Annotated in this window: 16 protein-coding genes; 10 read left to right on the top strand and 6 right to left on the bottom strand. The window is 66.4% G+C overall.

Translation table 11 applies throughout. The features are described 5' to 3' along the window. Window positions 1-52 precede the first annotated feature (52 nt). The 7 genes from ACWIGM_RS18520 to ACWIGM_RS18490 all read left to right on the top strand — a co-directional run bounded on the left by ACWIGM_RS18520 (window position 53) and on the right by ACWIGM_RS18490 (window position 6,246). Window positions 53-814: an SDR family NAD(P)-dependent oxidoreductase gene (locus ACWIGM_RS18520; protein ID WP_454027421.1), complete on the top strand. Its 762-nt coding sequence runs from the start codon at window positions 53-55 to the stop codon at window positions 812-814. A gap of 2 nt (window positions 815-816) precedes the next feature. Continuing rightward, the gene (locus ACWIGM_RS18515; protein WP_454027420.1) at window positions 817-1,362 is read left to right on the top strand and encodes a MarR family winged helix-turn-helix transcriptional regulator; all 546 of its coding nucleotides are present in this window, start codon (window positions 817-819) and stop codon (window positions 1,360-1,362) included. Then, complete coding sequence (locus tag ACWIGM_RS18510) at window positions 1,359-2,192, top strand: enoyl-CoA hydratase family protein (protein WP_454027419.1); 834 nt, start codon at window positions 1,359-1,361, stop codon at window positions 2,190-2,192. Before ACWIGM_RS18515 ends, ACWIGM_RS18510 begins: the two co-directional genes overlap by 4 nt. Window position 2,193: 1 nt before the next feature. Next, complete coding sequence (locus ACWIGM_RS18505; RefSeq protein ID WP_454027418.1) at window positions 2,194-3,369, top strand: acyl-CoA dehydrogenase family protein; 1,176 nt, start codon at window positions 2,194-2,196, stop codon at window positions 3,367-3,369. A 24-nt stretch (window positions 3,370-3,393) separates the two neighbouring features. After that, window positions 3,394-5,037, top strand: a complete 1,644-nt coding sequence (locus ACWIGM_RS18500) for a benzoate-CoA ligase family protein (RefSeq protein ID WP_454027417.1) — start codon at window positions 3,394-3,396, stop codon at window positions 5,035-5,037. Window positions 5,038-5,062: 25 nt separating this feature from the next. Next, window positions 5,063-5,494, top strand: coding sequence for a RidA family protein (locus tag ACWIGM_RS18495; RefSeq protein ID WP_454027416.1), 432 nt, complete (start codon window positions 5,063-5,065; stop codon window positions 5,492-5,494). Window positions 5,495-5,601: 107 nt separating this feature from the next. Further along, window positions 5,602-6,246, top strand: a complete 645-nt coding sequence (locus tag ACWIGM_RS18490) for an EF-hand domain-containing protein (protein ID WP_454027415.1) — start codon at window positions 5,602-5,604, stop codon at window positions 6,244-6,246. 62 nt (window positions 6,247-6,308) lie between these two features. Here the strand turns inward: ACWIGM_RS18490 and cysN are convergent, their stop codons facing one another. The 3 genes from cysN to ACWIGM_RS18475 are packed head-to-tail and all read right to left on the bottom strand — an operon-like array spanning window position 6,309 to window position 9,594. Next, window positions 6,309-7,937: a sulfate adenylyltransferase subunit CysN gene (gene cysN / locus ACWIGM_RS18485; protein WP_454027414.1), complete on the bottom strand. Its 1,629-nt coding sequence runs from the start codon at window positions 7,935-7,937 to the stop codon at window positions 6,309-6,311. Beyond that, window positions 7,937-8,839 (bottom strand): sulfate adenylyltransferase subunit CysD, encoded by a 903-nt coding sequence (cysD, locus tag ACWIGM_RS18480; protein ID WP_454027413.1) that lies wholly within the window; start codon window positions 8,837-8,839, stop codon window positions 7,937-7,939. Before cysD ends, cysN begins: the two co-directional genes overlap by 1 nt. Then, window positions 8,836-9,594 carry a phosphoadenylyl-sulfate reductase gene (locus tag ACWIGM_RS18475; RefSeq protein WP_454027412.1) on the bottom strand — a complete coding sequence of 253 codons (759 nt, stop codon included), beginning with the start codon at window positions 9,592-9,594 and terminating at the stop codon, window positions 8,836-8,838. The genes cysD and ACWIGM_RS18475 overlap by 4 nt, the downstream gene beginning before the upstream one ends. Before the next feature lie 314 nt (window positions 9,595-9,908). On the opposite strand from ACWIGM_RS18475, the gene ACWIGM_RS18470 reads away from it, so the two are divergent. The 3 genes from ACWIGM_RS18470 (at window position 9,909) to ACWIGM_RS18460 (ending at window position 11,532) form a co-directional block, all read left to right on the top strand. Then, window positions 9,909-10,100: a hypothetical protein gene (locus ACWIGM_RS18470; RefSeq protein ID WP_454027411.1), complete on the top strand. Its 192-nt coding sequence runs from the start codon at window positions 9,909-9,911 to the stop codon at window positions 10,098-10,100. 61 nt (window positions 10,101-10,161) lie between these two features. Next, window positions 10,162-10,554, top strand: a complete 393-nt coding sequence (locus ACWIGM_RS18465) for a nuclear transport factor 2 family protein (RefSeq protein ID WP_454027410.1) — start codon at window positions 10,162-10,164, stop codon at window positions 10,552-10,554. Window positions 10,555-10,644: 90 nt separating this feature from the next. Then, window positions 10,645-11,532 carry an alpha/beta fold hydrolase gene (locus ACWIGM_RS18460; protein WP_454027409.1) on the top strand — a complete coding sequence of 296 codons (888 nt, stop codon included), beginning with the start codon at window positions 10,645-10,647 and terminating at the stop codon, window positions 11,530-11,532. Window positions 11,533-11,558: 26 nt separating this feature from the next. Here the strand turns inward: ACWIGM_RS18460 and ACWIGM_RS18455 are convergent, their stop codons facing one another. The 3 genes from ACWIGM_RS18455 to tssH all read right to left on the bottom strand — a co-directional run bounded on the left by ACWIGM_RS18455 (window position 11,559) and on the right by tssH (window position 16,501). After that, on the bottom strand, window positions 11,559-12,890 hold the full coding sequence (locus ACWIGM_RS18455; protein ID WP_454027408.1) for a M23 family metallopeptidase: 1,332 nt from the start codon (window positions 12,888-12,890) through the stop codon (window positions 11,559-11,561). A 29-nt stretch (window positions 12,891-12,919) separates the two neighbouring features. After that, complete coding sequence (locus ACWIGM_RS18450) at window positions 12,920-13,693, bottom strand: hypothetical protein (protein WP_454027407.1); 774 nt, start codon at window positions 13,691-13,693, stop codon at window positions 12,920-12,922. Window positions 13,694-13,801: 108 nt separating this feature from the next. Next, window positions 13,802-16,501: a type VI secretion system ATPase TssH gene (gene tssH / locus ACWIGM_RS18445; protein ID WP_454027406.1), complete on the bottom strand. Its 2,700-nt coding sequence runs from the start codon at window positions 16,499-16,501 to the stop codon at window positions 13,802-13,804. Window positions 16,502-16,508: the final 7 nt, after the last annotated feature.

Genomic DNA, 16,508 nt, shown 5'->3' with positions numbered 1-16,508 from the left:
GCAAAATGTTTCAGACCTAAAATATATTGATCCTCAAGAGGGAGAGAACGGCATGGCATCGGCTCTGGCAGGACAGCATGCCCTGGTGAGCGGCGGCGGACGCGGGATCGGCCGCGCCATCGCCTCCGCTCTGCGCCAGGCTGGCGCCCATGTCTCGATCATCGGCCGCAATGACGACATCCTGCAACAGGCGGTGCTCGCCGGCGCAGCCGATGCCGCCCATTCCGTCGATGTGACCGACGAGGCGGCGGTACGCGAGGCGATGGCAGGGCTTTCCGCCGGGCGTCCCTTCGACATCGTCGTCGCCAATGCGGGGGCGGCTGAGAGTGCAAGCTTCCAGCGCAGCGATGCCGAGCTGTTCCGGCGCATGGTCGAGATCAACCTGATCGGCACGGTGAATTGCTTCCGGCCTGCCCTGCCCGCCATGACCGAGCGCCGCTCAGGGCGGCTGATCGCCATCGCCTCGACCGCGGGGCATCGCGGCTATGCCTACGTCTCGGCTTATGTCGCAGCCAAGCATGCGGTCGTCGGCCTCGTGCGTTCACTGGCCCTGGAAACGGCGCGCAGCGGCGTCACCGTCAATGCCGTCTGCCCTGGCTATACCGATACCGACATGGTCGCGAGCAGCCTGACCACGATCGCCGCCAAGACCGGCAAGAGCCGCGAAGAGGCGTTGGCAGAGTTGACCAAGGACAATCCGCAGCACCGGCTGATCACGCCGGAGGAGGTCGCGGCTGCCGTGCTCAATCTCTGTGGCCCGCAAAGCCGCGGCATCACCGGCCAATCCATCCTGATCAATGGCGGGGAGTTCTGACCATGGAGATCCCGTCCAACGCCCCTCTGCTCGACCGCGAGACCAAGGCCAGCGAACGCCCCGGCGACCACAAGGACGAGCTCAGGCTTTGGCTGCGGATGCTGACCTGCTCGACCCTGATCGAGAGCGAGATCCGCACCCGTCTGCGTGAGGAGTTCAAGACGACGCTGCCACGCTTCGACCTGATGGCGCAGCTCGAGAAATCGACCACCGGCATGACCGTCGGCGAGGTCTCGCAGCGCCTGATGGTCTCGAACGGCAACGTCACCGCCGTCGTCGCCGGCCTACTCGCCGACGGGCTGGTCGACAAGCGTCCGGCGGCGCAGGACCGGCGCGTCCAGGTGCTGACGCTGACCGCCCAGGGCCGGCGCGCCTTCAAGGCGATGGCCGAGCGCCATGAGGACTGGATCGCCGAGCTCTTCGCGGGCCTCGGACCAGCCGAGATCGGTCAGCTCTTCCGCCTGCTCGGTGGGGTCAAGACCTCGCTGCATCAGGCCATCAGCAAGCGCCAGAGCGGCGCGCCGACCGCTGCGGGAGACACCGAATGACCAGCGCCAACCCCGTCACCCTGCCGCTCGCTGGCTTCACGCCGCAGCACTTCCAGCTCTCGGTCGCCGGCAAGGTCGCGACCGTGACGCTGAACCGGCCGGAGAAGAAGAACCCGCTGACCTTCGAGAGCTATCGCGAGCTCACCGATTTCTTCCTCGCCGCGCAGAAGGAGGAAGCGGTCAAGGCGATCGTCGTGACCGGCGCCGGCGGCAACTTCTCCTCGGGCGGCGACGTCTTCGAGATCATCGGACCGCTGGTCGCGATGGACACCAAGGACCTGCTCAAGTTCACCCGGATGACCGGCGAACTGGTCAAGACCATGCGCGCCTGCCCGCAACCCATCGTCGCCGCGATCGACGGCATCTGCGCGGGCGCCGGTGCGATCGTCGCCATGGCCTCGGATCTGCGCCTCGGCACGGCCGAGACCAAGATCGCCTTCCTGTTCAACCGCGTCGGCCTCGCCGGCTGCGACATGGGCGCCTGCGCGATGCTGCCGCGCATCATCGGCCAGGGCCGCGCCGCCGAACTGCTCTATACCGGCCGGGTGCTGAAGGGCGAGGAAGCCGAGCGCTGGGGCTTCCTCAACCGCCTGATCGCCCGCGAGAACGTATTGGCAGAGGCGCAGACGCTCGCCGCCGAGCTCGCCGACGGGCCGACCTTCGCCAACGCCATGACCAAGCGCATGCTCGAAATGGAATGGGCGATGTCGGTCGAGTCCGCGATCGAGGCGGAGGCGGTGGCGCAGGCTTTGTGCATGCAGACCGAGGATTTCGCCCGCGCCTATCACGCCTTCGCCGAGAAGCGGAAACCGGTGTTCGAGGGCAACTGAGATGGCTTCGCTCGGCATCGGCATCCTTGGCGACACGCTCGACTGGCCGTTCTTCGAGGCGCATCACCGCGACTTCGCTGAGCGACTCTCGGCCTGGGCCGACGCCACCTTGCCCGGCCTGCCGCATGACGATGTCGATGAGGCCTGCCGCGTCCGGGTGAAGGCGCTGGGCGAAGCTGGCTTCCTCAGGGCTGCCGTGCCGACCGAATATGGCGGGCTGCATGCGGCGCTCGACGTGCGCACGCTCTGCCTCGCCCGCGAGATATTGGCCGCCCGCGACGGGCTCGCCGATTTTGCCTTCGCCATGCAGGGGCTCGGCACTGGCTCGATCACCGTAGCCGGTTCACCCGAGATGAAGGCGCGCATCCTCCCGGCTGTGGCGCGCGGCGACAGGATTGCCGCCTTCGCCCTCTCCGAAAAGGAAGCCGGCTCCGACGTCGCCGCGCTGGCGACCTCGGCGACCCCGGACGGCAATGCACATGTTCGGATCGACGGCGAGAAGACCTGGATCTCGAACGGCGGCATCGCCGACCACTACGTCGTCTTCGCCAGATCGGGCGAGGCGCCGGGCGCCCGCGGTCTCTCGGCCTATCTGGTCGAGGCCGATACGCCGGGCCTCTCCATCGCCGAGCGCATAGACGTGATCGCGCCGCATCCGCTCGCGACCCTGCGCTTCGATGGCTGCCGCATCCCCGTGGAGAACCGCATCGGTGGACCGGGCGACGGCTTCAAGGTGGCGATGGCGACGCTCGACATCTTCCGCTCGACGGTCGGCGCCGCCGCGCTCGGCTTCGCCCGACGTGCGCTGCACGAGACGGTCTCGCACGCCAAGAACCGCAAGCTCTTCGGCGGCACGCTCGGCGACCTCCAGCTCTCGCAGGCGGCGATCGCCGACAGCGCGACCGAGGTCGATGCCGCCGCCCTGCTGGTCTACCGCGCCGCCTGGACCAAGGACCGCGGTGCGGCCCGCGTCACTCGTGAGGCGGCGCTGGCCAAGCTGGTCGCGACCGAGAACGCCCAGAAGGTGATCGACCGCGCCGTCCAGATTCATGGCGGGCTCGGCGTTACCCGCGGGGTCAAGGTCGAGGAACTCTATCGCGAGATCAGGGCGCTCCGGATCTACGAGGGCGCCAGCGAGGTGCAGAAGGTCGTGATCGCACGCGACCTGCTGAAATAGGGCCAAAAGAGCCAGGGGAACGAGATGGGTACCGCAGATCTCATGCGATCGGGACATGTGGACACATTCGCGCGGGACAACCTGCCGCCGCGCGAAAGCTGGCCGCGCCTCGACCTCGCAGCAGCCGGGCTGAGCTATCCCGAGCGGCTCAACGTCGTCACCGAATTCGTCGATCGCCATGTCGCCGAGGGGCGCGGCGGGCGCGATGCGGTGATCGGCCCGAGCGAGACCTGGAGCTATCAGGCGCTCGCCGACACCGTGAACCGCATCGCCAATGTGCTGACCCGCGATCTCGGCATGGTGCCGGGCAACCGCGTGCTGCTGCGCGCCGCCAACACGCCGATGATGGTCGCGACCTATTTCGCAGTGCTGAAGGCCGGCGGCGTCGTGGTCGCGACCATGCCGATGCTGCGCGCCGGCGAGATCGCCTATCCGATCCGCAAGGCGAAGATCGCGCTAGCGCTCTGTGACGCCACATTGGTCAATGAACTCAAGGCAGCTCAGCAACTTGCACCGGAACTCTCGACCATCGTTACATGGGGAGACGGCGCGCTCGAAGCGTTGATGGGCCAAGCCGGCTACGATGATTTCGAGCCGGCTGACACGGCGCAGGACGATGTCTGCCTGATAGCCTTCACCTCGGGGACGACCGGCGAGCCCAAGGGCACGATGCATTTCCAGCGCGACCTGCTGGCGATCTGCGACGCCTATGGCGCACGCGTGCTGAAGGCTGCTCCCGACGACCGCTTCATCGGCTCGCCGCCGCTAGCTTTCACCTTCGGGCTCGGCGGTATCGTGCTCTTTCCCTTGCGGATAGGCGCCGCCTGCGTGCTGCCGGCCAAGGTCGCGCCGCCCGATCTCGCCGAGGCGATCGAGCGCCATCGCGCCACCGTCTGCTTCACCGCGCCGACCGCCTATCGCGCCATGCTGGGCAAACTCGGCGAGCGCGACCTGTCGTCGCTGCGCATCTGCGTCTCCGCCGGCGAAGCCTTGCCTAAGGCGACCTTCGATGCCTGGCAGGCGGCAACCGGCCTGCCATTAATGGACGGCATCGGCGCGACCGAGATGCTGCACATCTTCATCGGCGCGCCGCGCGACAGGATCCGGCCCGGCTCGACTGGCCTGCCGGTGCCCGGCTACGAGGCGAAGATCGTCGACGAGGACGGCAAGGAGGTGGCCGATGGCACGCCCGGGCGCCTCGCGGTGCGCGGCCCGACCGGCTGCCGCTACCTCGCCGACCCGCGCCAGGCCAAATACATCCTCGACGGCTGGAACGTCACCGGCGACACCTATCTGCGCGATGGCGACGGCTATTTCTGGTACCAGGCTCGCTCCGACGACATGATCATCTCGGCCGGCTACAACATCGCCGGCCCCGAGGTCGAGGCCTGCCTGCTGACGCATGAGGCGGTGGCCGAATGCGGCGTCGTCGGCGCGCCCTGCCCCGAGCGCGGCCAGATCGTGAAGGCCTATGTCCTGCTACGCGAGGGCTTCAGCGGTGATGCCGCTTTGGCGAAGGCGCTGCAGGACCATGTCAAGGCGTCGATCGCGCCCTACAAATACCCGCGCGCCATCGCCTTCGTGACAACCCTGCCGAAGACCTCTACCGGGAAGCTGCAGCGCTTCGCCCTGCGCGAGATCGCGCGCCAGGAAGCCTCGACCTCCTGATTATTGCTTGAGAAAGATCACACCCATGACCAGCGGCATGCCGCCCTCCGATCCCGCTTCGCGCCGCGCTCGCGCCGTCCTACCCGTAGGCTGGCCGCAGCCGCGCGGCTATGCCAACGGTATGGTCGCCGAAGGCAAGGTGCTGATGACCGGCGGCCTCGTCGGTTGGGATGTTCAGGGCATCTTCGCCAAGGGCTTCGTCGCGCAGGTCGGCCAGACGCTCGCCAACATCAAGGCGGTAGTCGAGGCCGGCGGCGGCCGGGTCGAGGATATCGTGCGATTGACCTGGTACGTCACCGACATCGAGGCCTATCGCAACAGCCTCTCTGAGCTCGGCCCGGCCTATCGCGCCAATCTCGGCCGGCATTTCCCGGCGATGGCGGTGGTCGCGGTCGCAGCGCTGGTCGAGCCCGAGGCGATGGTCGAGATCGAAGCGACGGCGGTATTGGCGGGCTGAGCATTCGGCCCAGCAGGGTTTCCAGGCTGATAGGAATTTACCAAGAATTATCCACGATACTCGATGGCGCCGCCCATTCCCGGGCGGTGCGTAACCAGGAGTATCGCATGACAAGCATCGGTGGCGTTGGGGGCTTTCGCCCACCACCGCCCGGAAAACCACCGAGCTTCGAAAAGCTCGACGGCAATGCCGACGGGGCGCTCAGCCTCGATGAGTTCGCCGCCGGCGCGCCGAAGGGCGCCGACAGCAAGAAGACCGAGCGCCTGTTCAAGGCGATGGACGCCGACCAGGATGGTTCGGTCAGCAAGGCAGAATCGGACGCCTTCAAGGCGAAGTTCGAGAAGGCCGAGCAGCAGATGCAGGCCCTCCTGCTGATGCTCCAGTCAGATACGGCCGACACGACGAAGGCCGACGCCAAGGATGGCGAGGACAAGAACTACTTCGCCAAGCTCGACGCCAACTCCGATGGCAGCGTCGCCAAGGAAGAATTCCTGAAGGCGGTCGCCCCGGATGGCGACGGTTCGAACGGCCTGCTCAGCCGCCTCTTCGCCGCGATGGATGCGGACAAGGACGGCAAGATCTCCAAGGAAGAGATGGCCGACTTCAAGAAGCAGATGGAAGAACGCGCCTCGCACCGGCCGCCTCCGCCACCCCCACCGGCGGAAATCACCGGCACGTCGGAAGCCTATGGCCAGACCTACCAGCTCGGAGCACGTGCTTCCGCTGGCACGACTTATTCCCAGGCGGCTTAAGTCACCGCTTGCGCAACGCCGGGCCGGCAGAAGGCCGTCCGGCGCTCTTCAGCCTCTGCTTTTCAGATTCCGGCCCCGTCATAGAGCGCAGGCGGCGTCCGCTTCGCCCACATTCTCGCATGCAGGCCCTTCAGCAATGGCCGCAGCGCGATATCGCCGAGCCCCAGCGCAGCCGCGAGCCCCCATTGCCCGGTGGGCAGCGCCACGGCGGCGAAGACCAACAGCCCACTCGCCAGACGCCAGCTCGCAGCCTCGAACCAGGCACGCCGCTCCTGCGCACCGTGCCAGCCTATGAGACGCAACGCCGCACGGCGAGCCGGGCTGGCCTCCACCGTCGAACGCTCGTTAGATTTATTCTTACGCGCCTCGATGAAACCGAACGCGACAGTCTGGTTGCTGAGCCTGTCGATCAGGATGAAGCCGCCGAGCTCGCGGCTGCTTGTGTAGTCGAGCACCGCCAGCTGTCGGTCGAGCGTCAGCGTCGCCAGCCCGATGCCGTTCATGGCGAGGCTCTCGGCCGGCGCCTCGGCATAGCTCTCGATGTCGACGCTGTGGTGCAGGCGTACGATCTGGGCGTTGGCGCTCGCGGTGGCGAGCTTGAGGATGAACTCGCCGCCTTCGCGCAGCGCCGCTTCGCCGGTCCAGAGCAGGCGTGCCTGCAGTTCCTGCTTCACTAACGGGGCATGCGCGACCGAGGCGATGACGTCGCCACGCGAGATATCGATCTCGTCCGCGAGCGTCACCGTCACCGACTGGCCGGCACCCGCCTGCGAGACATCGCCGGACGGCGCGAGGATGCGCGCGATCGTGCTGCGGCGGCCCGAGGGCAGCGCCGCGACCGCATCGCCGACACGCAGGCGCCCGCGCGCCACCGTGCCGGCAAAGCCGCGGAAGTCGAGATCGGGCCGATTGACCCATTGCACCGGCAGGGCGAAGCCGGCCTCGATCTCAGCCTCCGCGACGACCACGGCCGCTTCTAGCAGAGGCAGCAGCGCCGGCCCACGGTACCAGGGCGTCAGCCTGGACAGGCTGGTGACATTCTCGCCATCGCGAGCCGAGACCGGGACGAAGTCGATGCTGACGAAGCCGAGGCCCGCGACCGCCCTACGGTACTCCTGCTCGATCTGGCGGAAGACCGCCTCGTCATAGCCGACCAGGTCCATCTTGTTGACGGCGACGACGACATGCCGGACGCCGACCAGCGAGACGATGAAGGAATGCCGGCGCGTCTGCGGCAGCAGGCCCTTGCGGGCGTCGATCAGGATGATGGCGAGATCGGCGGTCGAGGCGCCGGTCGCCATGTTGCGGGTGTACTGCTCGTGGCCGGGCGTGTCGGCGACGATGAAGCTGCGCTGATCGGTCGAGAAATAGCGATAGGCGACATCGATGGTGATGCCCTGCTCGCGTTCGGCCGAGAGCCCGTCGACCAGCAAGGCAAAGTCGGGCGCCGCGCCTTGCGTGCCGAATTTGCGGGAATCGCTGTCGAGCGCGGTCAGTTGGTCGTCGAAGACCGCGCCGGCCTCGTAGAGGATGCGTCCGATCAGTGTCGACTTGCCATCATCGACCGAGCCGCAGGTGATGAAACGCAAGAGCGCGCGGGGGCTGCCTTCGGTGTTCTGACCCTGGTCATTGGCCGGGCTCGGTGCGCCAGCCGGCGCCGGCTGGCCCTTCAACTTCGCGAGCGCCGCCATCAGAAATAGCCTTCCTGCTTCTTCTGCTCCATCGAGCCGGAGCCGTCATGGTCGATGACGCGCCCTTCGCGCTCGGAGGACCGTGACGCCCGCATTTCCGCGATGATGTCGGTGAGGTTCGCCGCCTCGCTCTCGACAGCCCCAGTCAAAGGGTAGCAGCCGAGCGTGCGGAAGCGGACCATGCGCGTTTCCAGCTTTTCGCCGGGCAACAGGTCCATGCGCTCGTCGTCACGCATGATCCAGGCGCCGTTGCGGCGCACGACCGGACGCGGCGCGGCGAAATAGAGCGGCACGACCGGGATGTTCTCGAGCGCGATATAGTCCCAGACGTCCTTTTCGGTCCAGTTCGACAGCGGGAAGACGCGGAAGCTCTCGCCCTGCGCCTTGCGCGTGTTGAACAGCCGCCATGGCTCGGGCCGCTGGTTCTTCGGGTCCCAGCGATGCTGGGCCGAGCGCAGCGAGAACACTCGCTCCTTGGCCCGGCTCTTCTCCTCATCGCGCCTTGCGCCGCCGAAGGCCGCGTCGAAGCCGTATTTGTCGAGCGCCTGCTTCAGCCCTTGCGTCTTCATCACGTCGGTGTGCAGGCGCGAGCCGGAGGCGAACGGATTGACGCCGGCGCGCACGCCCTCCTCGTTGATGTGCACGATCAGATCGAGCCCGAGCCGGCTGGCGGTCTGGTCGCGGAAGGCGATCATGTCCCGAAACTTCCAGGTCGTGTCGACATGGAGCAGCGGGAATGGCGGCTTGCCGGGATAGAAGGCTTTCATCACGAGATGCAGCAGGACGGCCGAGTCCTTGCCGATCGAATAGAGCAGGACCGGCTTCTCGCAGGTCGCGGCGACCTCGCGGATGATGAAGATCGCCTCGGCTTCGAGCTTCTGCAGATGACTGAGCTGGATCACGCCAAAACCTCCGCGGCCGGCTTAGACCGCACCAATCGGCCGTCCGGGCCGACATGCAGGCCGCACTCCTTGGCGGCCTCTTCTTCCCACCACCAGCGCCCGGCCCTCTCCGGCTCGCCCGGTTGGATGGCACGGGTACAGGGCTGGCAGCCAATCGAGAGGAAGCCTCGCTCGTGCAGCGGGTTGAGCGGGACATCGTGCTTGCGGGCGAAGGCCAGCGCGTCGTCGCGCGACCAGTCGAGCAGCGGGTTGAACTTGACCAGACCGCGCTCATGGTCGACTTCGGCGAGCGCGACGCCGCCGCGCGCAGCCGACTGGTCGGCGCGCAGCCCGGTGATCCAGGCGGCGGCGCCGGCGAGCGCCCGGCCGAGCGGCTCGACCTTGCGGACAGTGCAGCAGGCCTTGCGGGCCTCGATCGAGTTGTAGAAGCCGTTGATGCCGTGGCCGAGCACGAAGGCCTCGACAGCGTCGTGACGCGGATAGAACGGCGTGATCGTGATGCCGTAGCGCGCCTCGGTCTCAGCCCAGAGTGCGTGGACTTCGCCGAAGAGCCTACCGGTATCAAGCGTGACGATCTCGATCGGCAGGGCCTGCGTCGCGATCAGATGGGTGACGACCTGGTCCTCGAGGCCGAAGCTTGTGGTGAAGACCAGGCGACCCGCGACTTGACGCACCAGCCCCGCAAGGCGCTCGGCAGCATCCGCCGTTCCGAACGCAGCATTGAGGTTTTCGGCCTGTTCCTGCAACTCGAACATGTGTTTGCTCTGCGCATGCGTGGCCAACGCGAGCCGCTTAACGCTGCCCTCGCTCGCCGCCACCCGCCATACCACTGGTCATTCGGGTGTTCTGTAAATCGAACAATCCACATATAACTTGAACGCCATCCAATCAATTTACATCAGGTAGCGTGAATTTTCTTATTTGACGGAAGAAGGAGAAGATCCTTCCCAAGCCGCGCGCCTTGAACCGCGAACGCTGGGTGTCAGGCCCCTTGCCGTAGGAACTTTCGCTCCGGCACCTGCGTTGAGCGGACATGCAGGCTGGCCCTGCGAGACAACAGGGGAATGCCATGGCGAATTCCGCGAACCAGGCGGTCGAGAGCTTGCGCAAGGAGCAGCGCGAGCAGCGCAAGGACGAGAAGAAGGCGGGTGGCAAGGGAGAGAGCGAATTGGACAAGGCTCTCAAGGACACCTTTCCTGCCAGTGATCCCGTCGCACCGCAAAGCCCGACCAAGCCCGGAGCGCCCAAGCGCCGGGCCTGATGCTGACACGTACAGCTGAGAATATGGCTAGTCTCCTCGATCTCGACTCGACGAGATGGAGATGACCATGCCTGATCGCGCCAGAGTGGATGCCTTCGTCGCCGCTGTCGTCAGCGGTGACCATGTCGGCGCCATCCGCGACTTCTACACCGATGACGCGACGATGCAGGAGAACGCCAACGAGCCGCGCCGCGGCCGTGAGGCGTTGATGGCGCATGAGGCGCGCGCCCTGGCAAGGCTTGAAAAGATGCACACGCACCCCGCCGTCGCGGTTCTGGTCGATGGCGATCATGTCGTCGTCCGCTGGATTTTCGATGCGACCGACAAAACGGGTGTGACCCGTCGCCTGGAAGAGCTCGCCTTCCAGCGCTGGCAGGGCGACCGCATCGCCGAGGAGCGCTTCTTCTACGATACGGGAAGTGCCTGGCGGGAGGTCGGCCCCGGCGCTCCCTGACCCGAGCCGGGCTTTCACAGCCTACAAGCTTGCGCTTGCTGCCGCTGTAGCGGTGGCGCTATCGATCTCATGTCGAAAGCGAGAGCATTGATGGCCCCACCCGATCGGAACGATATCCGTCATGCCGCCATGTTCCTGCCTGGCGGCGTTCGGCTCCACCTGACGGAGTACGGCCCACAGAAAGCGGAGGCAGTGCTCCTTCTGCACGGATGGCCCCAGACCTCCTACGCTTGGCGGCACGTTGCACCGCTGCTCGCGAAGGCTGGCTACCGGGCGATTGCGGTCGATCTACGTGGCTTCGGCCATAGCTCGAAGCCGCCAGGCGGCTACGATAAGAAGACGATCGCAAGGGACTTGCTCGAACTGCTCGACGGCCTCGCCATTCAGTCGTGCTGGGTGATTGGTCATGACATGGGTGGCCAGGTCGCCTACCCCTTCGTGGCGCAATGGCCTGAACGGGCGAAAGGTCTGGTGTTCATTGAATCGGGGCTCCCTGGCTTCGGCCAGGAGGATGCGATGAACGTTGCGCGGGGCGGCAGCTGGCATTTTGGCTTCAACGCGGCTGGCGACATTGCCGAAGCCCTGGTCGCCGGCCGCGAGCACATGTTCATCCGCCACATGATCCATCGCGACAAAGTCGGACTATGGGACCGTACGGCGATCACTGAGGATGATATCGCAGCTTATGCCGCCGCCGCAGCGGCGCCCGGCGGCTTGCGGAGCATGTTCGCCTACTACCGGACCCTGTTGTCGCACGATCTTCCGGACAACATTGCGCTGGGCGCACGCAAGCTCACGCTTCCAGTCCTCGCGATCGGGGCGGAGCATGGTTATCGCGACGCAGCGCTCGCGACGATGCAGCAGGTCGCATCAAATCCGCGAGGCTGGATCGTGCCGAACTGCGGCCACTACGTGCCGGAGGAGCGCCCGAACGAGCTCGCCGAGCGGCTTGTGTCCTTCTTCGCACATTCCGATTAGGGCCAGATTTGGCAACGCTCTGAACCTCAGCGCAGGCCGCTCGGCCCAACCGCGAGCTTGTCTCCGAGCTGGATGAATTTCAGCGGGTTGCGCGCCTCGTCCGACAGCCGCGTCTCATAGTGCAGATGCGGGCCGGTCGAGCGACCCGTCGAGCCAACGCGACCGATCACCTGCCCGGCGGTGACGATCTGCCCTTCCTTGACGTCGAAAGCCGAGAGGTGGCCATAGCGCGTGGTGATGCCGTTGCCATGGTCGAGCTCGACCAGATTGCCGTAGCCGCCGGCGACCTCGGCGCGCAGCACCTTCCCTGCCCCGGCAGCGCGCACAGGCGTGCCGGTCTCGCCGCGAAAATCCATGCCGGCATGCATCGCCGTTCCGCCAGTGAACGGGTCGGAGCGCGGGCCGAAATTGCTGGTCGTGGTATCGTCGCCCTCGAGCGGACGCTGGAACGGCACGATCGTCGCAAGATCGCGCCAGCGTCCGAAGATCCCACGCGCCTCGCCGAGCTGCATCAGCGCGTGCTCGAAAGTGCCGGGCTTCAGCGCCACGGTCATCGGCACCAGCGGGCCGCCCATGCCGGCCCGCGCCGGCGGCAGCTTGACCTTGGCAGGATCGAGCCCGACCTCGGCAAGTGCCGCCCTCACCTCCTGTACCCGCCCGACGAGCTGGCGGCCGAGCGCGGAAAGTTGCTGGTTCTGGCCGGTCTGCACCCGGTCGAGCGACTGGCCAAGGATCCCGATGCGCTGGTCGAGCGACATGGTCTCAGCTGCCCTGACCGCGGCCGCGACCTGGCGGCGCTGCTGCGCCAGTACCGCGGGATTGACGCGATCGAGCACGTTCTGGCCATCGGCGAACTGATTGCCGCCCGGCGCCTGCGCGCCGCCCTGCGGCAGGATCGGGCCGACCGCCTGACCGGTGAGCGCGCCGAGCAAGGCCTGGCGGGCCTCAAGCTCGATCTGGCGGGTGATCAGGTCGGCGAGTTGGTCACCCGCCCTGCCCGCTGCGGCGGGCTGGCCCGGCTGCGCCGGCAGGCCGGGCGAATTGCCGGAGGCGACGATCGCGCTGACGAGGCGGCGCTGCAGCGCCTTCAGCTTCTCGTCATAGCTGCTTTGCAGGATCGCCTGCTCCTGTTGCAGCACAGCGACGCGACCCTTCTCCTCGTAGAGGAGATAGCCGGTGACGCCAGCTGCGATGAGACCCAGGAAAGCCAGACACCAGGGCAGAACGCTGCCCCGTCGGCGCGGCGGACGTCCGGTCGGCGGCGGCTCGCGAAAGCGCCGCGGAGAGGCGCCCTCGCCATCCGAGGTGGCGACTGCCGGGACCGCTTCATCGCGCCGCTTCAGCCTGACCGGTTGCATCACCCTTGTTCCATCACTACGGACGCCGCTCAGCCGAACCACGCTGGCGGGCGCACGATCAGAACTTTCCCAGTCTTGTCGATCTGGATGTATTTCGCGCCGCCGCTGGTCTTGACCCCCTCCCAGGATTTGCGGTTGTGCCTCGGCCCGGAATGGCCACTGCCATCCGATGCGCCGCTCGATTCCGCGATGAACAACGTGTCCGGGGCGACATCGACATAGGAGATCAGCGCGATGTGGCCGGGCGCCCTCGTCTCGACCATGCGGCTGTTCATCCACACCATCATATCACCGACGCGGATCTGATCCTGCTCCCAAATCAGCGCGCTTTCCAGACCCGGCGCCTTGTTCTTGACTGCGCGGCCGACCAGAAACGGGCAGCTGGCTCCACCGCTGTACTTGTCGACATCGATGCGCCCGATCTCGTTGTAATATGCGACAGCGAAGCCCGTGCAGTCGACGCCGAGGCATTGATCGGCCCAGACCTGAAGGTCACCCGATTTAACCAGGCCACTCCGCACGGCCATGATCAGAATATGCTGGCAATCCGCCGGCGTGACCTTGCCCATGCTCGCCCGGGTGAATGCCTTCTGATCGATGCGGTGATTGAGCCTGGCGGCCGCCTGCTGGACGGCCTTGCGCTTCTGCGCGCCGGCATCGGAATTATGGATGCCGATCATGTATTTGTTGATCGAAATATAGTCGTCGTCGACTTGGATGTTCCAGTACGCTTCCACCATATCGCCGGGCTGAAAATGATAGTTGCTGATGTCGCTCGCATTGTTGATGTCAGGCACGGCCATGATCGCATCTCCGTTGCAGGCAGTCAGGATATCTCCACCTCCCGCAGCCAGATGGCCGAAGGGATCGTTGGTGTTCCATGCTGACCACCCTCCGCAGCAGCCAAAATCTCAGTCGCAGCTATAGCGGAACGCTCCGTCCTCGACTGTGACCTTCGCCTCGGTCAGCGGCTTCTTCTCCAATTGCAGGTTGAGGATGCTGCGCGACAGGGCCGGCAGCATCGAATTGGTGATGATGTTGTCGATCATGCGTCCGCCCGAATCCGGGTCGTTGCACTGGGCGACGATGTGCTCGACCACGGCATCGTCATAGACGAAGGCGGCGTTGTGGTTGTCGCGCAGGCGCTTACCGATGCGCCCGAGCTGGAGGCGCACGATACCGCCGAGCATCTCGCCCGAAAGCGGGTAATACGGGATCGTCACGAGGCGCCCGATCAGCGCCGGCGGGAAGACCTTGAGCAGCGCCGGCCGCAGCGCCACCGCAAGTTCCTCCGGGTCGGGCCGGCTGGTCTCATCGCCGGCCATGCGCATGATCTCGTCGGTGCCGACATTCGAGGTCAGGATGATCAGCGTGTTCTTGAAGTCGATGCGCCTTCCGGTGCCGTCCTCCATCTGGCCCTTGTCGAAGACCTGGAAGAACAGCTCGTGCACGTCCGGGTGGGCCTTCTCGACCTCGTCGAGCAGCACCACCGAATAGGGCTTGCGGCGTACGGCCTCAGTCAGCCGCCCGCCCTCGCCATAGCCGACATAGCCGGGAGGCGCGCCTTTCAGCGTCGAGACGGTATGCGCCTCCTGGAACTCGCTCATATTGATGGTGATGACGTTCTGCTCACCGCCATAGAGCGATTCCGCCAGCGCCAGCGCCGTCTCGGTCTTGCCGACGCCGGAGGGGCCGCAGAGCATGAACACGCCGATCGGCTTGTTCGGATTGTCGAGCTTGGCGCGATTGGTCTCGATGCGCTTGGCGATCATGCCGATGCCGTGCCCCTGCCCGACCACGCGCTTGTTCAGCGTCGCAGCGAGGTTGAGCACGGTCTCGATCTCGTCCTTGACCATGCGGCCGACCGGGATGCCGGTCCAATCCGAGACGACCGAGGCGACCGATTGCTCGTCAACATGGGCGTAGATCATCCGGTTGGCCGGATCGATCGCGCCAAGCGTATTGAACTTCTCCTTCAGGCTGGCGCGCGTCGCCTCCGGATCGGCCGGCGCTTCGGCTGGCGCAGCCTCGGCCGGTGCCTCGCCATCGGCCGGCGCAGCGTCCGCGGCCGGCTTCTCGCCGAGCTTGCCGCGCAGCAGCGTGATCTCCTCGACCAAAGCGAGTTCGGAAGCCCAGTCGGCCTCCAGCGCCTCCAGCTTCGCCGTGAGCGCAGCGTTCTCCTCGTCGATCTTGCCGAGGCGCTCATCGGTGGCGTCGCCGAGGTCCTTGTCGGCGATCAGGGCTGCCTTCTCCTTCTCCAGCGCCGAGATCGCGACGCGGGCGTCCTCGATCGCGGCCGGCGTCGCGGTCTGGCTGATCGCGACGCGGGCGCAGGCGGTGTCGAGCAGGCTCACCGCCTTGTCGGGCAGCTGACGGGCAGGGATATAGCGCGAGGAGAGCTGGACGGCAGCGACGATGGCAGCGTCCGAGATGCGGACCTTGTGGTGCTTCTCCATCGGCCCGATCAGGCCGCGCAGCATGGTGCAGCAGCGCACCACATCCGGCTCGTCGACCTGCACCGGCTGGAAGCGCCGGGTCAGCGCCGGGTCCTTCTCGAAGTACTGGCGGTATTCCGACCAGGTCGTCGCCGCGATGGTGCGCAGCGTGCCGCGGGCCAGAGCCGGCTTCAGCAGGTTGGCGGCATCGCCCGTGCCGGCGGCTCCGCCGGCGCCGATCAGCGTATGCGCCTCGTCGATGAACAGGATCACCGGGGTCGGCGAGGACTGGACCTCGTCGATCACCGAGCGCAGGCGCTGCTCGAACTCCCCCTTCATCGAGGCGCCGGCCTGCATCAGACCGATATCGAGGGCGCAAACCTTGACCCCGCGCAAAGGCGGCGGCACGTCGCCGGCAACGATGCGCTGGGCGAAGCCCTCGGCGATCGCGGTCTTGCCGACGCCGGCCTCGCCGGTGAGAATCGGATTGTTCTGACGCCGGCGCATCAGCACGTCGATGACCTGGCGGATCTCATCGTCGCGGCCGAGGATCGGGTCCATCGTGCCCGAGCGCGCCTTCTCGGTCAGGTCCTGCGAGAAGCGGTCGAGCGCGGTGGTGCCCTTGGCGCCTTCCGCCTGCTCGGCGCCCGGAGTACCCGCGGCCCGCAACCCCGAGCCGTCCATCGGCCGCAGGTTCTCCTCTTCGGAGTCCTTCCAGATCTTGGCATGGCCGGCGGCGAGTTCCTCGACCGGGATCTTGCCGAACTCCTTCGAGATGCCGGTCAGGGCCCGCTTGAGCTCGAGCGATTTCAGCGCCGCGACCAGGACATGGCCGGTCCTGATCTGGGTCTCGCCGAAGAACAGGGTGGCGTAGTGCCAGCCGCGGTCGAGCACGTCGACGACGTTGTTGGCGACGCCGGGCATCTCGGTCTCGTTCTTGCGGAAGCCCTCGATGACGCCGCCGATATCGGTGGCGAGGCGAGCCATGTCGAGGCCGTAATGCTGCGCGGTCAGCCCGATGTCGGTCGAGCGCCGCTGCAGGATCTGGGCGAGCCAGTGCGCCAGCTCGACATTGCGGTTGCCGGCGCCCTTGGCCTGACGCAGTGCCTGGATGAAGGCCTCGTAGCCGACACGGTTGAGTTTGCCGGTGACGGCTTCAAGACTGATATCGGCCATGGCTGCC

The sequence above is a fragment of the Allobosea sp. NPDC055332 genome (assembly GCF_053645455.1).
Note: the sequence above shows the minus strand (reverse complement) of the source record. Positions and strands in the feature narration are given on the sequence as shown.

Coding starts and splice junctions, on each gene's coding strand:
- ACWIGM_RS18520 (WP_454027421.1), top strand. CDS start 53: ATGGCATCGGCTCTGGCAGGACAGCATGCCCTGGTGAGCGGCGGCGGA.
- ACWIGM_RS18515 (WP_454027420.1), top strand. CDS start 817: ATGGAGATCCCGTCCAACGCCCCTCTGCTCGACCGCGAGACCAAGGCC.
- ACWIGM_RS18510 (WP_454027419.1), top strand. CDS start 1,359: ATGACCAGCGCCAACCCCGTCACCCTGCCGCTCGCTGGCTTCACGCCG.
- ACWIGM_RS18505 (WP_454027418.1), top strand. CDS start 2,194: ATGGCTTCGCTCGGCATCGGCATCCTTGGCGACACGCTCGACTGGCCG.
- ACWIGM_RS18500 (WP_454027417.1), top strand. CDS start 3,394: ATGGGTACCGCAGATCTCATGCGATCGGGACATGTGGACACATTCGCG.
- ACWIGM_RS18495 (WP_454027416.1), top strand. CDS start 5,063: ATGACCAGCGGCATGCCGCCCTCCGATCCCGCTTCGCGCCGCGCTCGC.
- ACWIGM_RS18490 (WP_454027415.1), top strand. CDS start 5,602: ATGACAAGCATCGGTGGCGTTGGGGGCTTTCGCCCACCACCGCCCGGA.
- cysN (WP_454027414.1), bottom strand. CDS start 7,937: ATGGCGGCGCTCGCGAAGTTGAAGGGCCAGCCGGCGCCGGCTGGCGCA.
- ACWIGM_RS18475 (WP_454027412.1), bottom strand. CDS start 9,594: ATGTTCGAGTTGCAGGAACAGGCCGAAAACCTCAATGCTGCGTTCGGA.
- ACWIGM_RS18470 (WP_454027411.1), top strand. CDS start 9,909: ATGGCGAATTCCGCGAACCAGGCGGTCGAGAGCTTGCGCAAGGAGCAG.
- ACWIGM_RS18465 (WP_454027410.1), top strand. CDS start 10,162: ATGACCATGCCTGATCGCGCCAGAGTGGATGCCTTCGTCGCCGCTGTC.
- ACWIGM_RS18460 (WP_454027409.1), top strand. CDS start 10,645: ATGGCCCCACCCGATCGGAACGATATCCGTCATGCCGCCATGTTCCTG.
- ACWIGM_RS18455 (WP_454027408.1), bottom strand. CDS start 12,890: ATGCAACCGGTCAGGCTGAAGCGGCGCGATGAAGCGGTCCCGGCAGTC.
- ACWIGM_RS18450 (WP_454027407.1), bottom strand. CDS start 13,693: ATGGCCGTGCCTGACATCAACAATGCGAGCGACATCAGCAACTATCAT.
- tssH (WP_454027406.1), bottom strand. CDS start 16,501: ATGGCCGATATCAGTCTTGAAGCCGTCACCGGCAAACTCAACCGTGTC.